This is a genomic window from Streptomyces rugosispiralis, assembly GCF_024505145.1.
GTDB lineage: Bacteria > Actinomycetota > Actinomycetes > Streptomycetales > Streptomycetaceae > Streptomyces > Streptomyces rugosispiralis.
Genome location: NZ_JANIAA010000024.1, coordinates 67359 through 85745, shown reverse-complemented (window position 1 = coordinate 85745; position 18387 = coordinate 67359). Strand labels below are relative to the sequence as shown.

Sequence of the window (18387 nt, the reverse complement as noted above, 5' to 3'; positions counted from 1 at the left end):
CCCTGCGTTGCGGGTCATGTTCACCACGCTCGGCAGCCCCTCCCACGGCCGGGCCCAGCTTCCGCTGGCCCGGTCCCTCGCGGCCGCCGGCCATGAGGTGCTGGTGGTCACCACCCCGGCCCTCACCCCCGTCTTCGAACGGGAGGAGGTGCGGGTGACCAACGCCATCGGCGACTTCAGCCCGTCCTCCTTCCTCGGCCCCGTACTGGCCGAGGAGAACCCGCAGACCCGTCCGTCGGGCCTGGCGGGCGAGGAACTGACGGCACATATGCTGCGCCTCATGACCAAGGCCGTGTCCGGTCCGATGGCCAGGATGCTGCTGGACACCGTGCTCCCCGTGGCACACGACTTCCGCCCCGACCTCATCCTGCGCGACGGCATGGACCTCGGCTCCTGCGTCATCGCCGAAATCCTCGGCATACCCCAGCTGTCCACCCCCTCCGGGGCCGCCAACATCTTCGACCCGGTCGAGACCCTGCCGGGCCTCAACGCCCTGCGGAAGCAGCACGGGCTGGCCGCCCTCGAGGACCCGCTGTCACTCATCCCGCACGGGCGCATCGACTACGTGCCACCAGCCTTCTCCTTCGCCCGCCATCTGCCGGCCTCCTGGTCCTACCGGCAGACGGTGGACGTGGAGCGGGGCGCGGCGCTGCCCCGCTGGATCGCCGAACTGCCCACCGACCGGCCCCTGATGTTCGCCGCCATCGGCACCGCGATCCCCACGCTCCGCGACAGCGGCGAAGCGGACGCCCACGAGTCGCCCCTGCCGATGCCGGATCCGGTGGACACCCTGCGAGCCATGATCAAGGCCGTGTCGCGGCTGGAGGAGTGCACCGTCGTCCTCTCCACCTCCGGCATCCCCGTGGACACCGACGGGGTGCCACCGCATGTGCACATCACCGATCGGGTGCCACAGCCCCTGTTGCTGGAGTCCGTGGACCTCTTCCTCACCCACGGCGGCTTCAACAGCGTCCGCGAATCGATGCGCACGGCGACACCGATGGCGGTGCTGCCCCAGTTCGGCGACCAGCCCGGCAACGCACAGCGGGTCGAGGAACTCGGCCTCGGCCGCCACATCACCGACCCCACACCGGACGGCATCACCGCCGTCTGCCGTGCGGTGCTGGCCGACGACGGCTGCCGCGCCAGGGCCCGCCGGGCGCGGCTGGAGATGCTGGCGCTGCCGGAGATCGACAGCGCCGTCCCCGACCTGGAGAAGCTCGCCGGATAACACCCCGACGCCGGAGCCCGGGTCCCCGGCGCCGGGCTCCGGACCCCGCTCTTCCCCGCGGGTTTCCAGCCCCCGCTACGTCCCCCACGCGCGGCAGAGAAGGTTCGCAGGTACGTATGTCGTCCTCATCCACCACCACCGAACCCACCGAGCCCACCGAGCCCCAGACCCCCGCCCGGCTGACCCACCGCCAGGTCGTCACCGTGCTGTCCGGGCTGGTGCTCGGCATGTTCCTCGCCGCGCTGGACCAGACCGTGGTCTCCTCGGCGCTGCGCACCATCGCCGACGATCTGCACGGACTCACCGCCCAGGCGTGGGTGACCACCGCCTATCTCGTCACCGGCACCATCGTCACCCCGCTGTACGGAAAGCTCTCCGACATCTACGGCCGCCGGCCGGTCTATCTGTCGGCGATCGTGCTGTTCACCTTCGGGTCGCTGCTGTGCGGATTCGCCACGTCCATCCACCAGCTCGCGGCCTTCCGGGCGGTGCAGGGCCTCGGCGGTGGCGGGCTGATGTCCCTCGCCATGACGATCATCGCCGACATCACCTCGCCACGGGAGCGCGGCCGCTACCAGGGCTACATCACGGCGGTGTTCGCCGGGTCCAGTGTCATCGGCCCCCTGGTGGGCGGGGTGTTCGCCGGGCGCGCCACGCTGCTGGGGATCGACGGATGGCGCTGGATCTTCCTGGTCAACGTGCCGCTGGCGGCCCTCGCCATCGTGGTGATCCTGCGCGTGCTGCACATACCCCACCAGCCCGTACGGCACCGGCTGGACTACGGCGGGGCGCTCACCCTGACGGTCGGCATCGTGCCGCTGCTCGTCGTGGCCGAACAGGGGCGGAGCTGGGGCTGGGCCTCGCCCCGGGCGCTGGCGATGTACGCGGTGGGAGTGGTCGGGCTGATCTCCTTCGTCCTGCTGGAGCGGCGGATGGGGGACGCCGCGCTGCTGCCGGTCAGGCTGTTCCGCATCCGCGCGTTCCGGCTGGGCACCGTGCTGCACTTCACCGTGGGCATCACCATGTTCGGCGCCATGACGACCCTTCCGCTGTATCTGCAGCTGGCGAAGGGCATGAGCCCGATGGGGGCGGGCCTGGCCACGCTGCCCACCATGGCGGCGAATGTCACGGTGACCCTGGTGGTGGGCCGGCTGATGTCACGGACGGGCCGGTTCAAAATCCATCTGGCGGCGGGCGTCGGCTCCCTCACCGTCGCCATGCTGGTGTTCGCCACGCTGCGGGACGACAGCCCGCTGTGGTACGTGGCCATCGGCATGGTGTTCATGGGGGCGGGCCTCGGCGCGGCGATGCAGACCATCACCACGCTCGCCCAGTCCGAGGTGCCGGGGCGGGACATGGGGGCGGCCACCGCGTCGGTGAACTTCTTCCGGTCCAACGGCGGTACGGTGGGCGCCGCCGCCTTCCTGTCCATCCTCTTCTCCCTGGCCGGTACGCGGATCAGCGACCGCCTTGCGGTGGCCTCCGAGGACGCCTCGTTCCGCGGGCTGGCCGGGGAACCGGCGAACGCGGAGGCGCTGAAGGGCGTCGTACGGCCCGACGGCGGGGTGAACCTGGAGGACTCGGCCTTCCTCCACCACCTCGACCCGGCCGTGGCGCAGCCGTTCCTGGAGGGCTATGTCAGCGCCATGCGCGTGGTCTTCCTCACCGGGGCCGCGGTGGGCCTGATCGCCTTCGTGATCGCCGCCTGGCGAGTCCCGAACACCCAGCTCTCCGCCGACTGACACGGTCGGCGGGGAGCGGGCGGGGACACCGGGCCACGGCGCGGAGGACCACCGCACGGCCCGTGTCTACCAGGGGGCCGGAGTGCCGTCCCAGGAGAAGAACCCGCCGGTGGGCCCGGTGTCCGGGAGGAGGGCGAGCCGGCCCGCGCCCGCCGCCCCCTCGGCCGGATCCCCGTCGCTCCCGGCGGCGCGGGCGTTCAGATCGGTCCTGCGCAGCCCCGGGGCCAGGGCGTTGACCTTGAAGCCCTCGGAGGCCAGGGCCTGCGCGGTGTAGAGGGTCAGGGCGTTCAGGGCCGTCTTGGAGGAGCGATAGGCCGCGCCCGACCCGGCGGACACGGCGAACTGGTGCTCCGGGTCCGCGCTCCAGGTCAGCGAGCCGGTGCCGCTGGAGACATTGACGATCCGGGGCGCGTCCGAGCGGCGCAGGGCCGGGAGGAAGGCGTTGGTGACGGCGAGCACACCGAAGACGTTGGTCTCATAGGTCCGGCGGAAGTCCTCGAGATCCGCCTCGGGCGCCGTGGAGCCGCCCACCATGATGCCCGCGTTGTTGACCAGGATGTCCAGCCGGTCCAGCCGGGCCGCGGCCGTGGCGATGCTGTCCGCGTCGGTCACGTCGAGCACCATCGGCCGGGCGTCGCCGCCGATCTCCTCGACGGCCCGCCGCCCCCGCTCGGCGTCGCGCGAGCCCACGTACACGGTGAGCCCCTCGGCGGCGAGCTGGCGTGCGATTTCCTTGCCGATGCCCTTGTTGGCACCGGTGACCAGTGCTGTGCGATCGTTCATGGCACCAATGGTTCCCCGGCCACGTTCACCCTGCCAGGGACAACCTGTCCCAGGCAGTACCGGTCAGCCGAAGGAGGCAGCATGGCGAGGCACGAGCTGGCCCGCTTCCTGCGGGACCGCCGTGAGGGGCTGCGTCCCCAGGACATCGGCCTGCCCGCCGACCCCCACCGCCGTACGCCCGGGCTGCGGCGCGAGGAGGTGGCGGAGCTGGCCCATATGTCGGCCGACTACTACACCCGGCTGGAGCAGGCCCGTGGCCCCCGGCCCTCGGCGCGCATCCTGGACGGGCTGGCGGCGGCGCTGCGGCTCGCGCCCGCCGAGCGCAGCCATCTGTTCCGGCTCGCGGGGACGAGCGCACCCCCGGGCACCCGGGCGGTGCGGCGGGTGCGCCCGCATGTGGCCCAGATGCTGCGGCGGCTGCCCGACACCGCGGCGATCGTCACCGACGCCGCCTACGACGTGGTCGCCTGGAACCCGCTGGCGCAGGCCCTGCTCGGCGACGACCTCGGGGCGCACGGCAACCTCGCCCGCCGCCGTTTCCTCGGCCGGGGCCACGCGTACGAGAGCTCCAGCGCCGAGGAGTTCGGGCACATCGTGGTCGCCCGGCTGCGCCGGGCCGCCGACCGCTACCCCCGCGACCCGGCGCTCACCGCGCTGCTGGGCGAACTGCGCACCGGCAGCGAGGAGTTCCGGCAGATCTGGGAGGAGCGTCCGGTCCACGCCCCCGGTCACCGGACCAAGACCGTCGACCACCCCACGGCCGGGCCACTCCGGCTGAACTGCGACGTCCTGCTCGTCCCCGAGGACGACCAGGAGGTGGTCCTGATCACGGCCGACCCCGGATCCCCCTCCGCCCGTACGATCCGCGGGCTCGCGGGTGCGGTGGCACCGTGATGGCGTGGCGTGCGGTCACCCGTGTTCCCGGTCGCTCCTAGGGCCTGTCCGGGGTTGTGATCCAGATCACAACCCCGGACAGGCCCTAGCTCCAGCTCGGCGAGGGCTCGTTCCGCTCCCCGTACGGCACCGGCCGGCCGGTGAGCTCGTCCAGGAGCACACGGTCGCCGACCGGCCGCTTCAGCTTCACCGTCACGTCCTCGGTCAACAGCTCGGCGGTACAGGGACCGTCCTCGGCCCCCACGACGGAGCCGGACAGCACCACGCTGCCGCCCGTCTCCAGGACGTCCACCGCCGGGCCGTCGTCGCAGGATCCGTGGCCGGCCCGCACGGTGATGGACCGGCCGTCCCCGGCCACCTCGACCAGCTTCAGTGGCGCGGGCCCATGAGGAGACCCAGCGCGGGTGGGCTCGATCGGCGGCTGGGGGAGCCTCGACGGGCCGAGCGCGGCCCGTTTGAGCGGGGTGGCATAGCCCTCCAGGGAGAACAGCCAGGCCGGTACGGTCGCCGGGCCGCGGCTGGTGGCCATGGTCATCTCGCCCATCCTCGCGCCGGTCACGGTGAGGTGCGGGCCGTCGTTGCGGCCGCGGGCCACGTTCTCGTACGCCGTTCGCGCGCCCATCAGCGGGAGCGTCAGCGAGCCCCCGCTCCGCCACCGCACCTGCCCGCCCTCGCGCGGGGTGGCGGGGAGTCCGCCACGCAGAACGAAGTTCTGCGTGGCGTAGGCGCGCCGGTCGGCTCGGGTGCGGAAGCCGTTCGCGGGGAGCTGGACCGCGTCCCCCATCGGGAAGTAGCCCCTGCGCCACGCCTCGGCGGCCCGGGAGCCGTCCCAGGCGTCGGCCACCAGCCGCGCCCGGGATTCCGGCTCCGTGTGCTCGGCCGCCCCGCCCTTCACCGTGCCGCCGCCACAGCCGGTGAGGGCACCGGCCGTGGCGGCGAACAGGATGAGCGTGATGGACGCGTTGAGCGTGCGTGTGCGACGCGTGTGCATGATTCCCCCAGGAACAGACGGCGACGGTGAAGCTGCGAGGTGTGTGTGGGGGGAGTCCGTACCGCCTCTGTGACGCGCCGGCGCCGGACCGGGTTCCGCGCCGTCGGTGTGTATCGCGCCGTCCGTGCCGTCAGTTACGTGAATTGCCGAACAACAGGCGGTACACGACGAGGAGAACGAAGGCGCCACCGATCGCCGCGCCCCAGGTGGCGGGGTCGAAGAAATCCTTCTGGACCGGGCGGTCGAAGAACTTCGCGGAGATCCAGCCGCCCACGAACGCTCCCGCGATGCCGGTGACCGTGGTGCCGACCAGCCCGCCCGGGTCACGCCCGGGGAGGAGGATCTTGGCGATGACTCCGGCCAGCAGGCCGAGGATGATCCAGCTCACGATACCCACGTTGTTCGTCCCCTTCGTCGTGCTGTTGTGCTGTCGTGCCGTGCCGGGGTGAGTGAGCCCGGTCGATGACGTGTTCAGTCGATTGCGCAGGTGTACGGGCGTCAACGAAGACGCCGTCCGCTCGGCGGTGGTTGCGAGCGGCTTGATCTTCCTGATGCCCGGGGAGTGGTGCGCCATGCCTGAACCGGATGTGAGGGCTGTGGGGGGATTCGGTCAGCCGTAGGACAGATTGGAGCAGGGGTCGTCGTCGGCGGAGCGGGCGTCGTCGGCCACGTGGGAGGACGGCGTGGAGGGTGCGGAGGGTGCAGAGGGCGTGGAGGCGTCGGGGGTGGGCTCGGTGAGGTAGGTACGTCCCAGGGTGAGGCTGATGCCCGGGGTGGTGGCGGGGCGCAGTCCGGCGCCGGGGAAGAGCCGGGCCACCGTCTGGGCCCGGTCCCGCTCACCGGGGCCGTAGCCGACCACGGTGGTGGCGTGGTCCTGGCTGTCGGCGTTCGTGGCGCCGGTCACGGTGAAACCATGCGTCCTGAGCGTGTCCGCGGCGCGTGCGGCGAGGCCCGAGGTGGTGGTGCCGTTGTAGACGGCGACGCTGATGCCCGCGCCCGACACGGTGGACGTGGCACTCGGCGTGGCGGGGGCCCGGGGCTCGTCCTTCTTCCCTCCGGCCGCCTTCCCGTCGATGGTGCGGTCGGCCCTGATGTCCGCCCACAGCTCGTCGGCGTCGGGCTGGACGATGGCGACACGTTCGCCCTGGTAGCGCCAGGGGATGGTGACGAACTTGGTGTTGTGCAGATCGATGTTCTTCATAGACATGGCGAAGGACATCAGCTTCTTCGCGGAGCCGAGCCCCGGGTCCACGGTCATGGACTTGGTGGCCGCGTCCGCCAGCGGATAGAGCGTGGTCGGGTCGATTCCCCGGCTCTTCACCTTCTTGAGCAGGGCGGAGATGAACGCCTGCTGCCGCCGGATGCGCCCGATGTCGGAGCCGTCTCCGATCCCGTGGCGGATGCGCACGTAGTCCAGCGCCTTCTGGCCGGAGACCGTCTGGACCCCCTTGCTGAAGATGCGCTTGCCACGGGTGGGCCGGCTGGGGCTCAGATCGCGTTCGTAGACGTCCTGGGGCACGCACACCTGGACCCCGCCGACCGCGGAGGTCATCCGGGAGAAGCCCTCGAAGTCGATGACGACGGTGTGGTCCATGCGCAGCCCGGTCAGCTTCTCGACCGTGTTCTGGGTGCAGGCCGGATTGCCCTGGACGGTCTCGCCCACGGAGAACGCCGAGTTGAACATGGCGTTCCGCTGTGTCCTGGTCCACTTGCCGTCCGGCAGCCGGCACGGCGGGATGTCGACCAGGGTGTCGCGGGGTATCGACACCCCGACCGCGTGCTTGCCATCGGCGTAGACGTGCAGCAGCAGGGCGGTGTCCGAGCGGCCCACGTCTCCGGTGCCGCCGCCCAGCTTGCCGTTGTCGCCCGACCGGGAGTCCGAGCCGATGACCAGCACGTTCTGACCGGCGGCGTTCCCCTCCGGCCGGTTGTCGGAGAGGCCGTCCGCCCCGAAGGTGGTGATGTTCCCGTTCAGCTTGAAGTAGAGCCAGCCCACTCCGCCGCCGAGCAGCACGAGGAACGACGCCACGATCACCAGGGCGATCCGCAGCGGGCGGCGCCCCTTGCGCTGCCGCCCCGCGTCCGTCCCTTCCGCGGTGGCGCTCCCCGTCGTCTCCCCGTCTCTGCCTGTCATGCGCGTCCTTCGTCCGGCGGCTGTTCGGAAGAGAAGACGAACGATGCTGGCCCGAGGTTCTATCGATGCGCAAGGGCATGTTTCATGGCGTGTGGTACGACACGTCCCCGCGGTGCCGGAGGTACGGGGCGGTCAGCGGGCCAGGGAGACGGCGAACGGCCGGAATCCATGGCGGCGCAGCACATGGGGAACCAGCAGCACCAGGGCTTCGGTGGCACGGGCGGTGGTGATGTCGCCGAGGTCCTCGATCCACTCGGGCTTCCAGCCGAGGCCGGCGAGGAGGTCCGCGGTGCCGGCCTTGGCCTCCGCGTCGTCTCCGGAGAGATAGGCGGTGGGCGGGGTGGACAGCTCGGCCGGGGCCGTCATGACCGGGAAGAGCATGGTGTTGAGGGTCTTGATCACCCGGGTCGCGGGCAGGGCCCGCTGGAGCAGCTCGGCCAGGCTGCCGCCGGGGTAGCACAGGTCCGAGGGGAGCCCGTCGGGCGTGTGCCGGGTGGCGTTGGAGACATCGACGAGGATCTTGCCCGCCAGCTCGGTGCGCAGGGCGGAGAGGCGTTCCAGGGCGGTGTCGCCCGGGGTGGCGTTGATGACGATGTCGGTGGTGGCGGCGGTGGTGCGCTGGTCGGCGTGGCGCATCTCCGGGGCGGCGCCGGTCCGGTCGGCCGGGGTCTCCCGGGGCGGCTGCCGGTGGCCGAGGGTGATCTGGTGGCCGGCGGCGGCGAGTGCGCGGGCGAGGCCGCTGCCGACGCGTCCGGAGCCGAGGATGCCGATGCTGGTCATGTGGATGAACTCCTTGCCGGGGTGGGCGGTCAGCCGATGGGGGACAGGACGGAGACGGCCTCGGCGTGGATGCCGGGAGCGGTGGCCAGGAAGTCACCGCCGGTCAGGTCCCAGGGATTGCCCCGGGTGTCGGTGACGGTGCCACCGGCCTCGGCGACCAGCAGGGCGCCCGCCACCAGACCCGAGCGCACATTGGAGAACTGCCAGAACGCGTCCATGCGCCCGGCGGCCACATGGATCAGCTGGAGGGTGGCGGGCACGGAGACCCGGACGACGAGGCCGTGGATCAGCATCCGGGTGACCGACGCGCCGATCCGGTGGAAGGTGCGCTCGTCCTCGCCCGGCCGGGCCTGGCCCGTGCTCACCAGGGCCGCGCCCAGGTCCGACTTGGCCGACACCCGCAGGGGCGCGCCGTTCAGCCGGGCGCCGTGACCGGCCACCGCGGTGTACCAGTCGCCGGTCAGCGGCAGGTGGACGACGGTGAGCACCGGGTGGTTGTCGCGGACCAGGGTGGCGGTCACGGCCCAGTCGGACATGCCGTGCACATGGTTGATGTTGCCCTCGGCCGGGTCGACGATCCACCACTCGCCCGGCGGCAGCGCGCCGCCCTCCAGTTCGTCCTCGGCCCAGCGCGCACCCGGCCTGGCGGCCATCAGCGGCTCCCTCAGAACGTCGAGCACCGCGTCGTCGTTGGCGTGGATCTCCGCCACGATCTCGTCGAGTTCCACCCCGCGGGCATGTGGGGTGTGGCGCTCCCGCAGCACGTCACCGGCGGTGCGGACGGCGGCGGTGACCCGGGTGAGCAACGCGGCGTCGAGGCCGGCTTCGGAGGTGGTGGTGCCGGTGGAAGTGGACATGAGTGCTCCCGTGAACGGTGAGAGGGGGGAGGCTTGGCGTGTGCTTCGCCGTCTGTGTCTCGACCGTAGGCACCCTCGTCGATGACGGCAATTGCACATATGGCACTGCTGGGTTTACCCGTGTGCAACGGAAGTCGGCGGGCCGACGAGCGACGCTCGGGCCGAAGCGTTCGCTTCGGCCCGAGCGGATCGCCGCGTCGCGGGTGCGGTCAGCCGATGGCGGGGACGGGTTCGCGGGGCGATCCCGCCGGCTCCTTGGGAGCGAGGCCGTCGGTGGCCGTGTCATCGGGGTTGAAGGGCAGGTCACCACGGAGCACCGCCCGGGTCCGGGCCTCGTCCAGCTGCCCCTCCCAGCGGGCCACGGCCAACGTGGCGACACCATTGCCCACCAGGCTGGTCAGGGCCCGCGCCTCGGACATGAAGCGGTCGATGCCGAAGATCAGCGCGAGGGCCGCCACCGGGACGTGGGGGACGGCGCTGAGCGTGGCGGCCAGGGCGACGAAGCCCGAACCGGTCACCCCCGCCGCGCCCTTGGAGGTGAGCAGCATGACGGCGAGCATGGTCAGCTGCTGGGTGAGGCTGAGGTCCACCCCCACCGCCTGGGCGAGGAAAACCGACCCCATGGTGAGGTAGATGGCCGTTCCGTCGAGGTTGAAGGAGTACCCGGCGGGCAGCGTGATGCCCACGACCGGCTTCGAGGCGCCCGCGTGCTCCAGCTTGGCCATCATGCGCGGCAGCACCGGTTCGGTGGACGAGGTGCCGAGCACGATCAGCAGCTCCTCCTTGATGTAGCGGAGGAACGGCAGCAGGCGCAGACCGCCCAGGCGCATCACCGAGCCGAGGACCACCAGGACGAAGAAGAGGGCGGTCAGCCAGAACGAGCCGACCAGCAGGGCCAGATGGCGCAGGGTGCCCAGGCCGTAGTTGCCGATGGTGAAGGCCATCGAGCCGAAGGCGCCGACCGGGGCCAGCCGCATGATCCAGCGGATGAGCCGGAACAGCACCGTGGAGAGCTTCTCGACACCCGCGGCGATACCCGCCCCGGCCTCGCCACTGGCCTGCAGACCGAAGCCGAACAGAACCGCCACGAACAGCACCGGCAGGATCTCCTCGCCGGTCAGCGCGGAGACGAGGGTGTCCGGGATGGTGCTGAGGACGAAGTCCGCGAAGCTCTCATGGGCCTGGGTCGCCTCCGCCGGGAGGCTGTCGGTGCTGAGGGTGGAGACATCGACGTGCAGTCCGCTGCCGGGCCGTACGACATTGACCACGACCAGCCCGATGACCAGGGCGATGGTGGTCAGGATCTCGAAGTAGACCAGGGCCTTGAGGCTCACCCGGCCGACCGTTCTGCGGTCGCTCATGGCGGCGATGCCGTGGACGACCGTACAGAAGATGATCGGCGCGATCATCATCCGCACCAGCGCCACGAAACCGTCTCCCAGCGGTTTCAGCTCCGCCCCGAAGGAGGGCCACAGCGAACCGACCACGACCCCGGCGAGGACCGCGAGCAGGCACTGGACATAGAGGCGGGACAGCAGCAGGCGGATGCGGCCTGGCCGGTCGGGGGCGGCGACGGTGCCCGGCGCTGCGACGTTGCGGCTCATACGGGGCGTCCTTCCGGGACGGGAACGAGAAGTTCGGCTCGGGCGATGCGCCGGGCGGCGCGGTGCAGGAGCACCGTGGGGGACGCGCCGTCCGGTGCGGGGACGGCTCGGGCGGTGATGACGCCCGCGGGGGTGCCCAGCCGCAGCGTGCCGTCGGCGGTCTGCCGCGTGACGCGGTGGGCGAGGGTGCCGGGGGTCGCGGCGGCCGTCGCCAGGGCGACGGCGGAGGTGAGGCCGATCGCCGGATGCGGGGCGTGCATGGAGACCATGCGTACGGCCACGTCGTACTGGTCCTGAGTGACCAGGTGACCGTGAGTGGTGCGATATGTTACGGGGCCGCCGACGACACCGACCTTGGGCACCGCGTGGCTGACCGGCGCGTCCTCGCGGACCAGCCCCATCGCGAGCGCCGCCTTGCGGCGCAGCACGGTGAGCGCGGGCACCACGGTGGCGAACGCGGTCAGGGACTCGGAGCCGTCGAGGCCGAACGCCTTGGCGTCGAAGAGCGCGGCGGGCGCGCCCGCGTCCACGAGGGAGGCTTCGACGGGGCCGTCCGGCCCGGTCAGGGTGTCCAGGGGGCGGCCGGTGGGCAGGGGGCGGCCGGTGGTCGACCCCGCGGGGTCCTGGAACCCCAGCAGGACCGGCACCCCGAGCGCGTCGGTGCCGGGCACCACGGCGGTGCCCTCGTCGGGCGCGATCAGGCCGGGGGTGGGGATGGTGCCGGTGAGGCGGGCCCCGGTGTTCACGTTGAGCATGCGGACGGTGGTGGTGTCCGAGGTGATCGGCACCAGGCCGCGGTGGACGGCGTACAGCGCGACCGCGGTGGCACAGTTGCCGCAGTTGCTGGTCCACTCCACCCGCTCGTCGCCGATGCCCACCTGCGCGAAGGCGTAGGAGACATCCACGCCCGCCACGTCCGACAGCTGGACGATCGCGGCCTTGGAGGTGGTGGACGAGGCGCCGCCCACCCCGTCGATCTGGCGGGGGTCGGCCGCGTTGAAGGCGGCGAGCAGCAGGGTGTCGGCATCCACTCCGGTGGCCACCACCTCGTGGTGGTCGAAGATCCAGCACTTGCTGGTACCCCCGCGGATCATCTCGCCCTGCAGACGCAACACAACGGACTCCCCATGGCCGTGGAATCGACACCCCGCCGACGGCTCCTCCGTGGGCGGTGGCATCTACGGTGTGTTACCGCAGCGTGAAGTACAATCTCGGAAATCTGCAGGGGTATTAAGCAGAACTGAAGGCTTGAGGTGATGCCGTGCTGGACGTCCGGCGCATTCTGCTCTTCGCCGAGGTGGCCAGGCGCGGCTCGGTGACGGCCACCGCCCGCGCCCTGAACTACACGCCATCAGCGGTGTCCCAGCAGGTCAGCCGATTGGAGACGGAGGCCGGGCAGCCGCTGCTCGAGCGCCATGCACGGGGTGTCACCCTCACCGACGCCGGGCGCGCCCTGGCCGACCGGGGGGAGCGCATCGCCCGCGAGCTGAAGGCCGCGGAGAGTGAGCTCGCCGACTTCGCGGGGCTCCGCGCGGGCACCCTGCGCATCGGCACCTTCCCCACCGTCGGCGCCTCGCTGCTGCCGCCCGCCGTCATCGCCTTCCGCGACACCCACCCGGACGTACGGCTGACCGTGCGCAGCGCCCGTATCGCCGGCCTGTGGTCGATGCTGGAGAACCGGGAGATCGAGATGTCGCTGATGTGGGACTACGACTGGTGCCGCATCGACCGCGAGGACGTGGACATCACCCCGCTCCTCGACGATCCGCCCGCACTCCTCGTCGGCGACCGCCACCCGCTGGCCACCCGTACCGACGCCACGCTCGCCGATCTCGCCGACGATTCGTGGATCACCCGTGCCGACCGCCATCCGGTGGCGGAGGCGCTGGTGCGCAGCTGCCGGGCGGTCGGCTTCGAGCCGCAGATCGCCTACGAGGCGCATGACTACCAGGAGGCGCAGGCCATGGTGGCCGCCGGTCTGGGCGTGGCGCTGGCCCCGACCCTGGCCCTGGAGGGCATCCGTCCGGGCGTCAGTGTGCTGCCCCTGCGGCCGCCCGCGCCGGTGCGCCGGATCCTGCTCGTGCGCATGGCCGACCATGCCCTCACCCCCGCCGCCGGGGCGTTCCTCGGCTCGCTGCGGGAGAGTGCCGCGGCCCGGCGGACCGACGCGATGGACGCGGGCGGGCGAGCGGTGGTGCCGGACCCCCGCTCCGGCGCATGACGGGCTCTCCCATGCGGGGCTCTCCCATGCGGGGCTCTCCCATGCGGGGCTCTCTCATGACGGACTCTCCCATGAGGGACCCTCACAGCGAGGAGATCACCCGCCTGCGGTCCTCCATGGCCCGGCGGGCGAGCCGGGAGGTGGGGGCGAGGCGGTCGTACTCATGGATGGCCCCGCTGTGCAGATGCAACTCGGTGGGGATGTCGGCGTCGGCGAGCCGCTGGGCGTAGGTGACGGCCTCGGCGCGGAAGATGTCGAGCTCTCCGACCTCGACATAGGCCGGTGCCAGACCCTCCACGGTGGCCACGCGCGCGGGCGCCACCTGCGGCGGGACGTCGTCGGTGCCGAACGCCGCGCCCAGCAGGGCGTGCCAGCCGGTCCAGTTGTCGTCCCAGGTCCAGGCCACATACGGGGTCAGCCGGGGATCCGGGGTGAGAGTGCGGTCGTCCAGCATGGGATACAGCAGGGCCTGGTGGGCGAGCGGAACGCCCCGGTCGCGGGCGAGGATCGCCACTCCGGCGGCGAGCCCGCCCCCGGCGCTGTCGCCCATGACGGCGATACGGCGGGAATCGACCCTCAACTCGGGCGCCTGGTCGCCCAGCCAGCTCAGCGCGGCGAACACATCCTCCACGGGGCCGGCGCCGGTGCCCGCGTCGGGGGCCAGGCGGTAGTCCACGGACAGGAACGGCACCCCGGTGGTCTGGACATACCCGGCGACCACGGAGTCATAGAGGTCGACACTGCCGGAGATCATCCCTCCGCCATGGACGTAGACGACCGCGGAACCCGGCGCGGATTCGGCCCTCTCGTACCAGCGGACGAGGATCTCCGCCCCGTCCGCGGAGCGCACCTTGTGCGAGGACGCCTTCACCAGCGGATAGCCGGAGGGGTACGCCGGGAGGAGTGAGGCCATCCACCGCATCGAGGCCGTGCCCCGGGCGCGCAGCGTCCGCCAGTCGTCGCGCTCGGGCGGGGGAGTGGGGTCGCTCTGTTCGGCGAGGGCCTGGAGAACCGCGGCGAGCTCAGGGTCGAGGGTGAAGGCCATGATCGACTCCGTTCGAGGACGGCGGGGCCGCTGCCCCAACTGTCCTCACAGACTGCCGAGTTGCGCTCGAGGCCCGGTACAGAGGCCGGGTGAACGGGACGAAGGCCCCTCAGAGACGAAGACCCCTCAGAGCCCCCTCAGAGCCCCCTCAGAGACGAAGCCCCCAAGGGGCGAGGACCTCCAGGGACAAAGGCGCCCCGGGGAACGATGAGGACTCAGGGAACGAAGACGCCTTCAGGGGCGGGCGTCCGTTCCCTGTGGTGCGCCCGCCCCTGACCCTCGGCTCTCCCGATCATCGCCTTCCCCACCTTCGCTTCCGTACTCCCGGGAAACGTGGGCTTGAGCGAAGGTGCCGGATCCTTGACCGTCTCATCCGGACCGCAGCGAATCCCTCGGCTTCCTGGCCGCCTCGGTCTCGGAGGCGTACTTGCCGGGGTCGGCCGCGCCGAGCTCCTCGTACAGCGCCACCGCCTGCTCGGCCGGGGCCAGGGCCTCCGCACGGCGCGAGGTTGTACGGCTGGCCGATGGGCGCGAGGTTGGTCGCGATGTACCGCGACAGCTCGGCGGCCCGCTCCTGCCCCGGGTCGAGCGCGAGGGCCCGGTCGAACTCATGGGCCGCGGTGTCCCGGTGGCCGCTCCGCTCCGGCAACCCCGGGGCGTAGGAGCGGAAGAGGAACTCGCCCACCGCCGTCCGGTAGTGGGCCCACTCCGCCGCGCGCCCGCCCAGGCGCGACCACACCACGCCCCACCAGTCGGCGTCGGAGTGCACCAGGAGCCGGGGCTCCACCCCCGGACCGGCCGCGGACCCGGTGCTGCCGGGTGGCCCGGCGGGCCCGTTCTCGCCGCCGTGCCTGCCTCCGGTGCCGCCCCTGCCGCCGAACCCGGCGGCGCCGGGCGCTCCGCCCGCCCCGTCGAGCCACAGGCCCGTGTACGCGACCGTCTCGACCACGATCTCCGCGGCCGGGCCGCCGACGCCCCCGGTGCCACCCGGCCCACCGGAACCGCCGTCCATACCGTTGTAGCCGACACCGGACGGGCCGGTGGCGCCGTACGAACCCGCGGCCCCGGGGGCGCCGCCGCTGTCCAGCGCGCCGCCGTTGCCGCGGTAGGTCTCGGCGACCACCACGAGGGGGTGGCCCGGGAGTCCGGTGAGGACGTACTGACCCAGTCAACCGTGATGTCCCCACCCGCGGGCATCGTCCTCGTGGAACTCCCCTTTGTGCGCCGCCTGACCCGGAGTCATTCTTCGGCCGCGCCGGGTTCCTGTGATGTGTGTATCCGCTACATCACCCGATCGAAGTCCATCGTTCGCAGGTGTGGATTTCCTTCCCGAGCACCGGTGCCCCGGCCGGAACGAGTCCGGCCGGGGCACCGCGCTGTCACCTCACGGCTCGTGGATCAGTCCCGCTGAGCGTCCTTGGGAAGCTGGCGCCACTTCACCTCGGTGGTGGTGTCGTACGTCCAGTCGAGCATCTTCTTGGCGTCCGGGTAACGGTCCGCGTCGTTGAGGATGACTCCCACGACCGTCTTGTCGCCGCGCTTGGCGGCGAACACCAGGCAGGGACCGGCAGGGGTGGTGGTCCCGGTCTTGACGCCGATCGCGCCCTGGTACGAACCCAGCAACTGGTTGGTGTTGTCCCAGGAGTAGTACCGGGTGCGGCCGTTGGCCGCCGGTGCCTCCTGCTTGGTGGACACCGACTTGACAACCGTGTCGAACGTCGCGTTGTCCATGGCACGCCGGGTCAGCTGCGCCAGGTCGTGGGGCGTCGAATAGTTGTCGGCGTCGGCCGAGACACCGTCGAAGGAGTCGTACCTGGTGTTGGTCAGCCCCAAGTCCTGCGCCTTCTCGTTCATCTTGGAGATGAACGACTTGGTCCGCTCGTCGGTGGTGTCGCCGGTGCCGAACGTGTCGGCCAGCGCCATCGCCGCGTCGCAGCCCGACGGCAGCATCAACCCGTACAGCAACTGGTTGACGGTGAGCTTGTCACCGGTCTGCAGGTCCGCCGTGCTGGCACCGGACTTGGTCACATAGTCGCGGTACTCCTGCTTGATGGTGACCTGCTTGTCGAGGTCCAGACCCCGGGTCTCGAGCACCACGAGGGCAGTCATGATCTTCGTGGTGCTCGCCATCGGACGCTTGGTGTCGGCGTCCTTGGCCATCAGCTCCTTGTTGGAACCGGTGTCGAGCAGGTACGCGCCCTTGGCGCTGACCTCCGGTGGCGGTTCGGCCGAAGCCTGGGCCATCGCCACCGGGACCGCGATCGCTACGGCCACCGTGGACGCGACCGCCGCGACTCTCCAGCGGCGGGTCACGGTTCCACGACGTTTATGCATTCGCCCTCCGTTTCGCTTGTTGAGGTGTGTTTCGGGCGAGCGCATCGTCTCACCAGGCGAAAATTGGCCATGCTTCGGGGTGGCGGACACGCGGTGTCTTTGGGGAAACAACTAGTGTCCGGACCAGCGCTGTTGGCCCGATGGCGGATCCGGGAGCGGACCCGATGGCGGATCCGGGAGCGGATCCGGGACGGCCACCTGCGGCCCGGCGCCACGCCGTCGCACGGCCCGTCGGCATACCGCGAAACCGGCGGTGGCCACCAGGAGATAGGCGGGGACGAGCAGCACCGCGTCCGGTGTCGTCTGCTCGATGTGCCAGCCCGCGCCGCGCCGGTCGCCCTCCAGCACGATCCGGTTGACGGTCAGAAAGGTCAGATGGGTGCCGACGGCGGCCCACAGCGGGGCCCGGACCAGGGTCGTCCGGGCCGCGACGAGCGTCAGTCCGAAGACGGTCAGGAGGATCAGATAGTCGGCGGGGTGCTGCCCGTCCGGCGCGATCCCGATCGGTTCCGGATCGCGGCCGGCCAGACGCGCGGCCGCGGCCCCGACCACGGTCGATGCCCCCGGCACCAGCAGAAACACCGCCGTTGTGCCGAGGGCCGACCCGGTACCGCCGAACCGGGTGCGCAGCGCGGCCCAGGCATGGCCACGCAGGGTCGTCTCCTCCGGCAGGGCTTCGAGGAGGAAGGCGACCACCCCGTTGGTGAGGACGAAACCGGCGAGGGTGGCGGGCTCGGGACGCGACCAGCGCAGCATGCCCGCGGCGGTACCCGCACCGAGGACGAGGGCGGCCGCGGCCCCCGTCACCCCCGCCCCGGTCAGCAGCGCCCGCAGGCTCGGGCCCGCCCCGCCGAACCCGAGCCATCCGGGGGACCGGCGTTCCCGGCGTACGAGGAGCAGCACAAGCGGTACGGCCAGCGCGGTGACCAGCGCGCCCGGGAGCAGCCGGGCCGCGAAACCGGTGAGGCCGAGGGCGTCGGCGGCGGCCGGGCCCAGGGCCGTGCCGACGCCGAGCGCCGTGGCCATCACCAGCCCACCGGTCAGCGCCCGGACCAGGACGGCGGCGGTCGAGGGGGCGGGCGTACCGGGGTGCGGCTCGGTCATGGAGAGGTGTCCTCAAGGCGGGGCGGTGACTTCCGCCATCCTCACGTCCCGCTTCGCCACGGGGCTCGTAGCCGCTGATGAAACGCCCGTACATCCTTCGGCGTACCGCGCGTGCGTGCAGTGGACCCATCGGCTGGGCGGCCGCCCTCCCGGTGACCGTCCGCCCGGCGCCGGGCCGCCGCTCAGCGGGGGTGGGCGGTCGCGCAGCGTACGCAGGTGGTCGCCGTGGGGCGCGCCTCCAGCCGTTCCGCGGGGATCGGCTCGCCGCACACCGCGCACCGCCCGTAGTCGCCGCCTTCCAGCCGTTCCAGCGCCTCGTCCAGCGCGGTCAGATGATCGCGGGCCTGGGCCAGCAGGGCGGCGACATGGGCCCGCTCGAAGGCGGTGCTCGACCCTTCCGGGTCGTGCTCGTCGTCCACCGCCACCAGGGCGTTCGACGCGACGATCGCGTCGAATTCCCGGTTCAGGGCAGCGATCCGCGCGTTGGTCTCGGTGTGCTCGGCGGCCAGCCGTTCGCGGATGGTCTCGCGCTCGGCCGCGGGGAAAGCGGCACCACCGGATGAATCGCTCATGCCCGGCATAACCGCGGCGCGCCCGGTCCGCATTCCGGTTGCCGGGTCTCCCCGGAGGTCTTGACGTCTCCCGGGCCCGATGCAATGGATGGGAG

Annotated in this window: 17 protein-coding genes; 4 read left to right on the top strand and 13 right to left on the bottom strand. The window is 71.8% G+C overall.

Translation table 11 applies throughout. The features are described 5' to 3' along the window. Nucleotides 1–16: 16 nt before the first annotated feature. Nucleotides 17–1231, top strand: coding sequence for a glycosyltransferase (locus tag NP777_RS29460; protein WP_256653199.1), 1215 nt, complete (start codon nt 17–19; stop codon nt 1229–1231). A 116-nt stretch (nt 1232–1347) separates the two neighbouring features. Continuing rightward, complete coding sequence (locus NP777_RS29455; RefSeq protein ID WP_256653198.1) at nt 1348–2973, top strand: MDR family MFS transporter; 1626 nt, start codon at nt 1348–1350, stop codon at nt 2971–2973. A gap of 66 nt (nt 2974–3039) precedes the next feature. On the opposite strand, the gene NP777_RS29450 is transcribed toward NP777_RS29455, so the two are convergent. After that, nucleotides 3040–3756, bottom strand: coding sequence for an SDR family oxidoreductase (locus NP777_RS29450; RefSeq protein ID WP_256653197.1), 717 nt, complete (start codon nt 3754–3756; stop codon nt 3040–3042). A gap of 81 nt (nt 3757–3837) precedes the next feature. Here NP777_RS29450 and NP777_RS29445 point away from each other — a divergent pair, with 81 nt between their 5' ends. Further along, entirely contained in the window at nt 3838–4650 is an 813-nt protein-coding gene (locus tag NP777_RS29445; RefSeq protein WP_256653196.1) for a helix-turn-helix transcriptional regulator, read from the top strand. Between the two features lie 85 nt (nt 4651–4735). Here the strand turns inward: NP777_RS29445 and NP777_RS29440 are convergent, their stop codons facing one another. The 7 genes from NP777_RS29440 to NP777_RS29410 all read right to left on the bottom strand — a co-directional run bounded on the left by NP777_RS29440 (nt 4736) and on the right by NP777_RS29410 (nt 12131). Beyond that, nucleotides 4736–5641 carry a hypothetical protein gene (locus NP777_RS29440; protein ID WP_256653195.1) on the bottom strand — a complete coding sequence of 302 codons (906 nt, stop codon included), beginning with the start codon at nt 5639–5641 and terminating at the stop codon, nt 4736–4738. A 130-nt stretch (nt 5642–5771) separates the two neighbouring features. Beyond that, the gene (locus tag NP777_RS29435; RefSeq protein ID WP_256653242.1) at nt 5772–6038 is read right to left on the bottom strand and encodes a GlsB/YeaQ/YmgE family stress response membrane protein; all 267 of its coding nucleotides are present in this window, start codon (nt 6036–6038) and stop codon (nt 5772–5774) included. Nucleotides 6039–6251: 213 nt separating this feature from the next. Next, nucleotides 6252–7775 (bottom strand): LCP family protein, encoded by a 1524-nt coding sequence (locus NP777_RS29430; RefSeq protein WP_256653194.1) that lies wholly within the window; start codon nt 7773–7775, stop codon nt 6252–6254. 132 nt (nt 7776–7907) lie between these two features. Then, complete coding sequence (locus NP777_RS29425; RefSeq protein WP_256653193.1) at nt 7908–8555, bottom strand: NADPH-dependent F420 reductase; 648 nt, start codon at nt 8553–8555, stop codon at nt 7908–7910. Between the two features lie 29 nt (nt 8556–8584). After that, nucleotides 8585–9412, bottom strand: a complete 828-nt coding sequence (locus NP777_RS29420; RefSeq protein ID WP_256653192.1) for an inositol monophosphatase family protein — start codon at nt 9410–9412, stop codon at nt 8585–8587. A gap of 209 nt (nt 9413–9621) precedes the next feature. Then, on the bottom strand, nt 9622–11016 hold the full coding sequence (gene dctA, locus NP777_RS29415; protein ID WP_256653191.1) for a C4-dicarboxylate transporter DctA: 1395 nt from the start codon (nt 11014–11016) through the stop codon (nt 9622–9624). Continuing rightward, on the bottom strand, nt 11013–12131 hold the full coding sequence (locus NP777_RS29410) for a PrpF domain-containing protein (RefSeq protein WP_256653190.1): 1119 nt from the start codon (nt 12129–12131) through the stop codon (nt 11013–11015). Before NP777_RS29410 ends, dctA begins: the two co-directional genes overlap by 4 nt. 146 nt (nt 12132–12277) lie before the next feature. Between NP777_RS29410 and NP777_RS29405 the strand changes: the two genes are divergently transcribed. After that, nucleotides 12278–13237, top strand: a complete 960-nt coding sequence (locus NP777_RS29405) for a LysR family transcriptional regulator (RefSeq protein ID WP_256653189.1) — start codon at nt 12278–12280, stop codon at nt 13235–13237. A gap of 82 nt (nt 13238–13319) precedes the next feature. On the opposite strand, the gene NP777_RS29400 is transcribed toward NP777_RS29405, so the two are convergent. The 5 genes from NP777_RS29400 to NP777_RS29380 all read right to left on the bottom strand — a co-directional run bounded on the left by NP777_RS29400 (nt 13320) and on the right by NP777_RS29380 (nt 18292). Continuing rightward, nucleotides 13320–14282 (bottom strand): alpha/beta hydrolase fold domain-containing protein, encoded by a 963-nt coding sequence (locus NP777_RS29400; RefSeq protein WP_256653188.1) that lies wholly within the window; start codon nt 14280–14282, stop codon nt 13320–13322. A 292-nt stretch (nt 14283–14574) separates the two neighbouring features. After that, nucleotides 14575–15405, bottom strand: a complete 831-nt coding sequence (locus NP777_RS29395; RefSeq protein ID WP_256653187.1) for a hypothetical protein — start codon at nt 15403–15405, stop codon at nt 14575–14577. Between the two features lie 275 nt (nt 15406–15680). Continuing rightward, nucleotides 15681–16616 (bottom strand): D-alanyl-D-alanine carboxypeptidase family protein, encoded by a 936-nt coding sequence (locus NP777_RS29390; protein WP_256653186.1) that lies wholly within the window; start codon nt 16614–16616, stop codon nt 15681–15683. 111 nt (nt 16617–16727) lie between these two features. Next, the gene (locus NP777_RS29385) at nt 16728–17720 is read right to left on the bottom strand and encodes a hypothetical protein (protein WP_256653185.1); all 993 of its coding nucleotides are present in this window, start codon (nt 17718–17720) and stop codon (nt 16728–16730) included. Between the two features lie 182 nt (nt 17721–17902). Then, the gene (locus NP777_RS29380) at nt 17903–18292 is read right to left on the bottom strand and encodes a TraR/DksA family transcriptional regulator (RefSeq protein WP_256653184.1); all 390 of its coding nucleotides are present in this window, start codon (nt 18290–18292) and stop codon (nt 17903–17905) included. Nucleotides 18293–18387 lie beyond the last annotated feature (95 nt).

Coding starts and splice junctions, on each gene's coding strand:
- NP777_RS29460 (WP_256653199.1), top strand. CDS start 17: ATGTTCACCACGCTCGGCAGCCCCTCCCACGGCCGGGCCCAGCTTCCG.
- NP777_RS29455 (WP_256653198.1), top strand. CDS start 1,348: ATGTCGTCCTCATCCACCACCACCGAACCCACCGAGCCCACCGAGCCC.
- NP777_RS29450 (WP_256653197.1), bottom strand. CDS start 3,756: ATGAACGATCGCACAGCACTGGTCACCGGTGCCAACAAGGGCATCGGC.
- NP777_RS29445 (WP_256653196.1), top strand. CDS start 3,838: ATGGCGAGGCACGAGCTGGCCCGCTTCCTGCGGGACCGCCGTGAGGGG.
- NP777_RS29440 (WP_256653195.1), bottom strand. CDS start 5,641: ATGCACACGCGTCGCACACGCACGCTCAACGCGTCCATCACGCTCATC.
- NP777_RS29430 (WP_256653194.1), bottom strand. CDS start 7,775: ATGACAGGCAGAGACGGGGAGACGACGGGGAGCGCCACCGCGGAAGGG.
- NP777_RS29425 (WP_256653193.1), bottom strand. CDS start 8,555: ATGACCAGCATCGGCATCCTCGGCTCCGGACGCGTCGGCAGCGGCCTC.
- NP777_RS29420 (WP_256653192.1), bottom strand. CDS start 9,412: ATGTCCACTTCCACCGGCACCACCACCTCCGAAGCCGGCCTCGACGCC.
- dctA (WP_256653191.1), bottom strand. CDS start 11,016: ATGAGCCGCAACGTCGCAGCGCCGGGCACCGTCGCCGCCCCCGACCGG.
- NP777_RS29400 (WP_256653188.1), bottom strand. CDS start 14,282: ATGGCCTTCACCCTCGACCCTGAGCTCGCCGCGGTTCTCCAGGCCCTC.
- NP777_RS29390 (WP_256653186.1), bottom strand. CDS start 16,616: ATGCATAAACGTCGTGGAACCGTGACCCGCCGCTGGAGAGTCGCGGCG.
- NP777_RS29385 (WP_256653185.1), bottom strand. CDS start 17,720: ATGACCGAGCCGCACCCCGGTACGCCCGCCCCCTCGACCGCCGCCGTC.
- NP777_RS29380 (WP_256653184.1), bottom strand. CDS start 18,292: ATGAGCGATTCATCCGGTGGTGCCGCTTTCCCCGCGGCCGAGCGCGAG.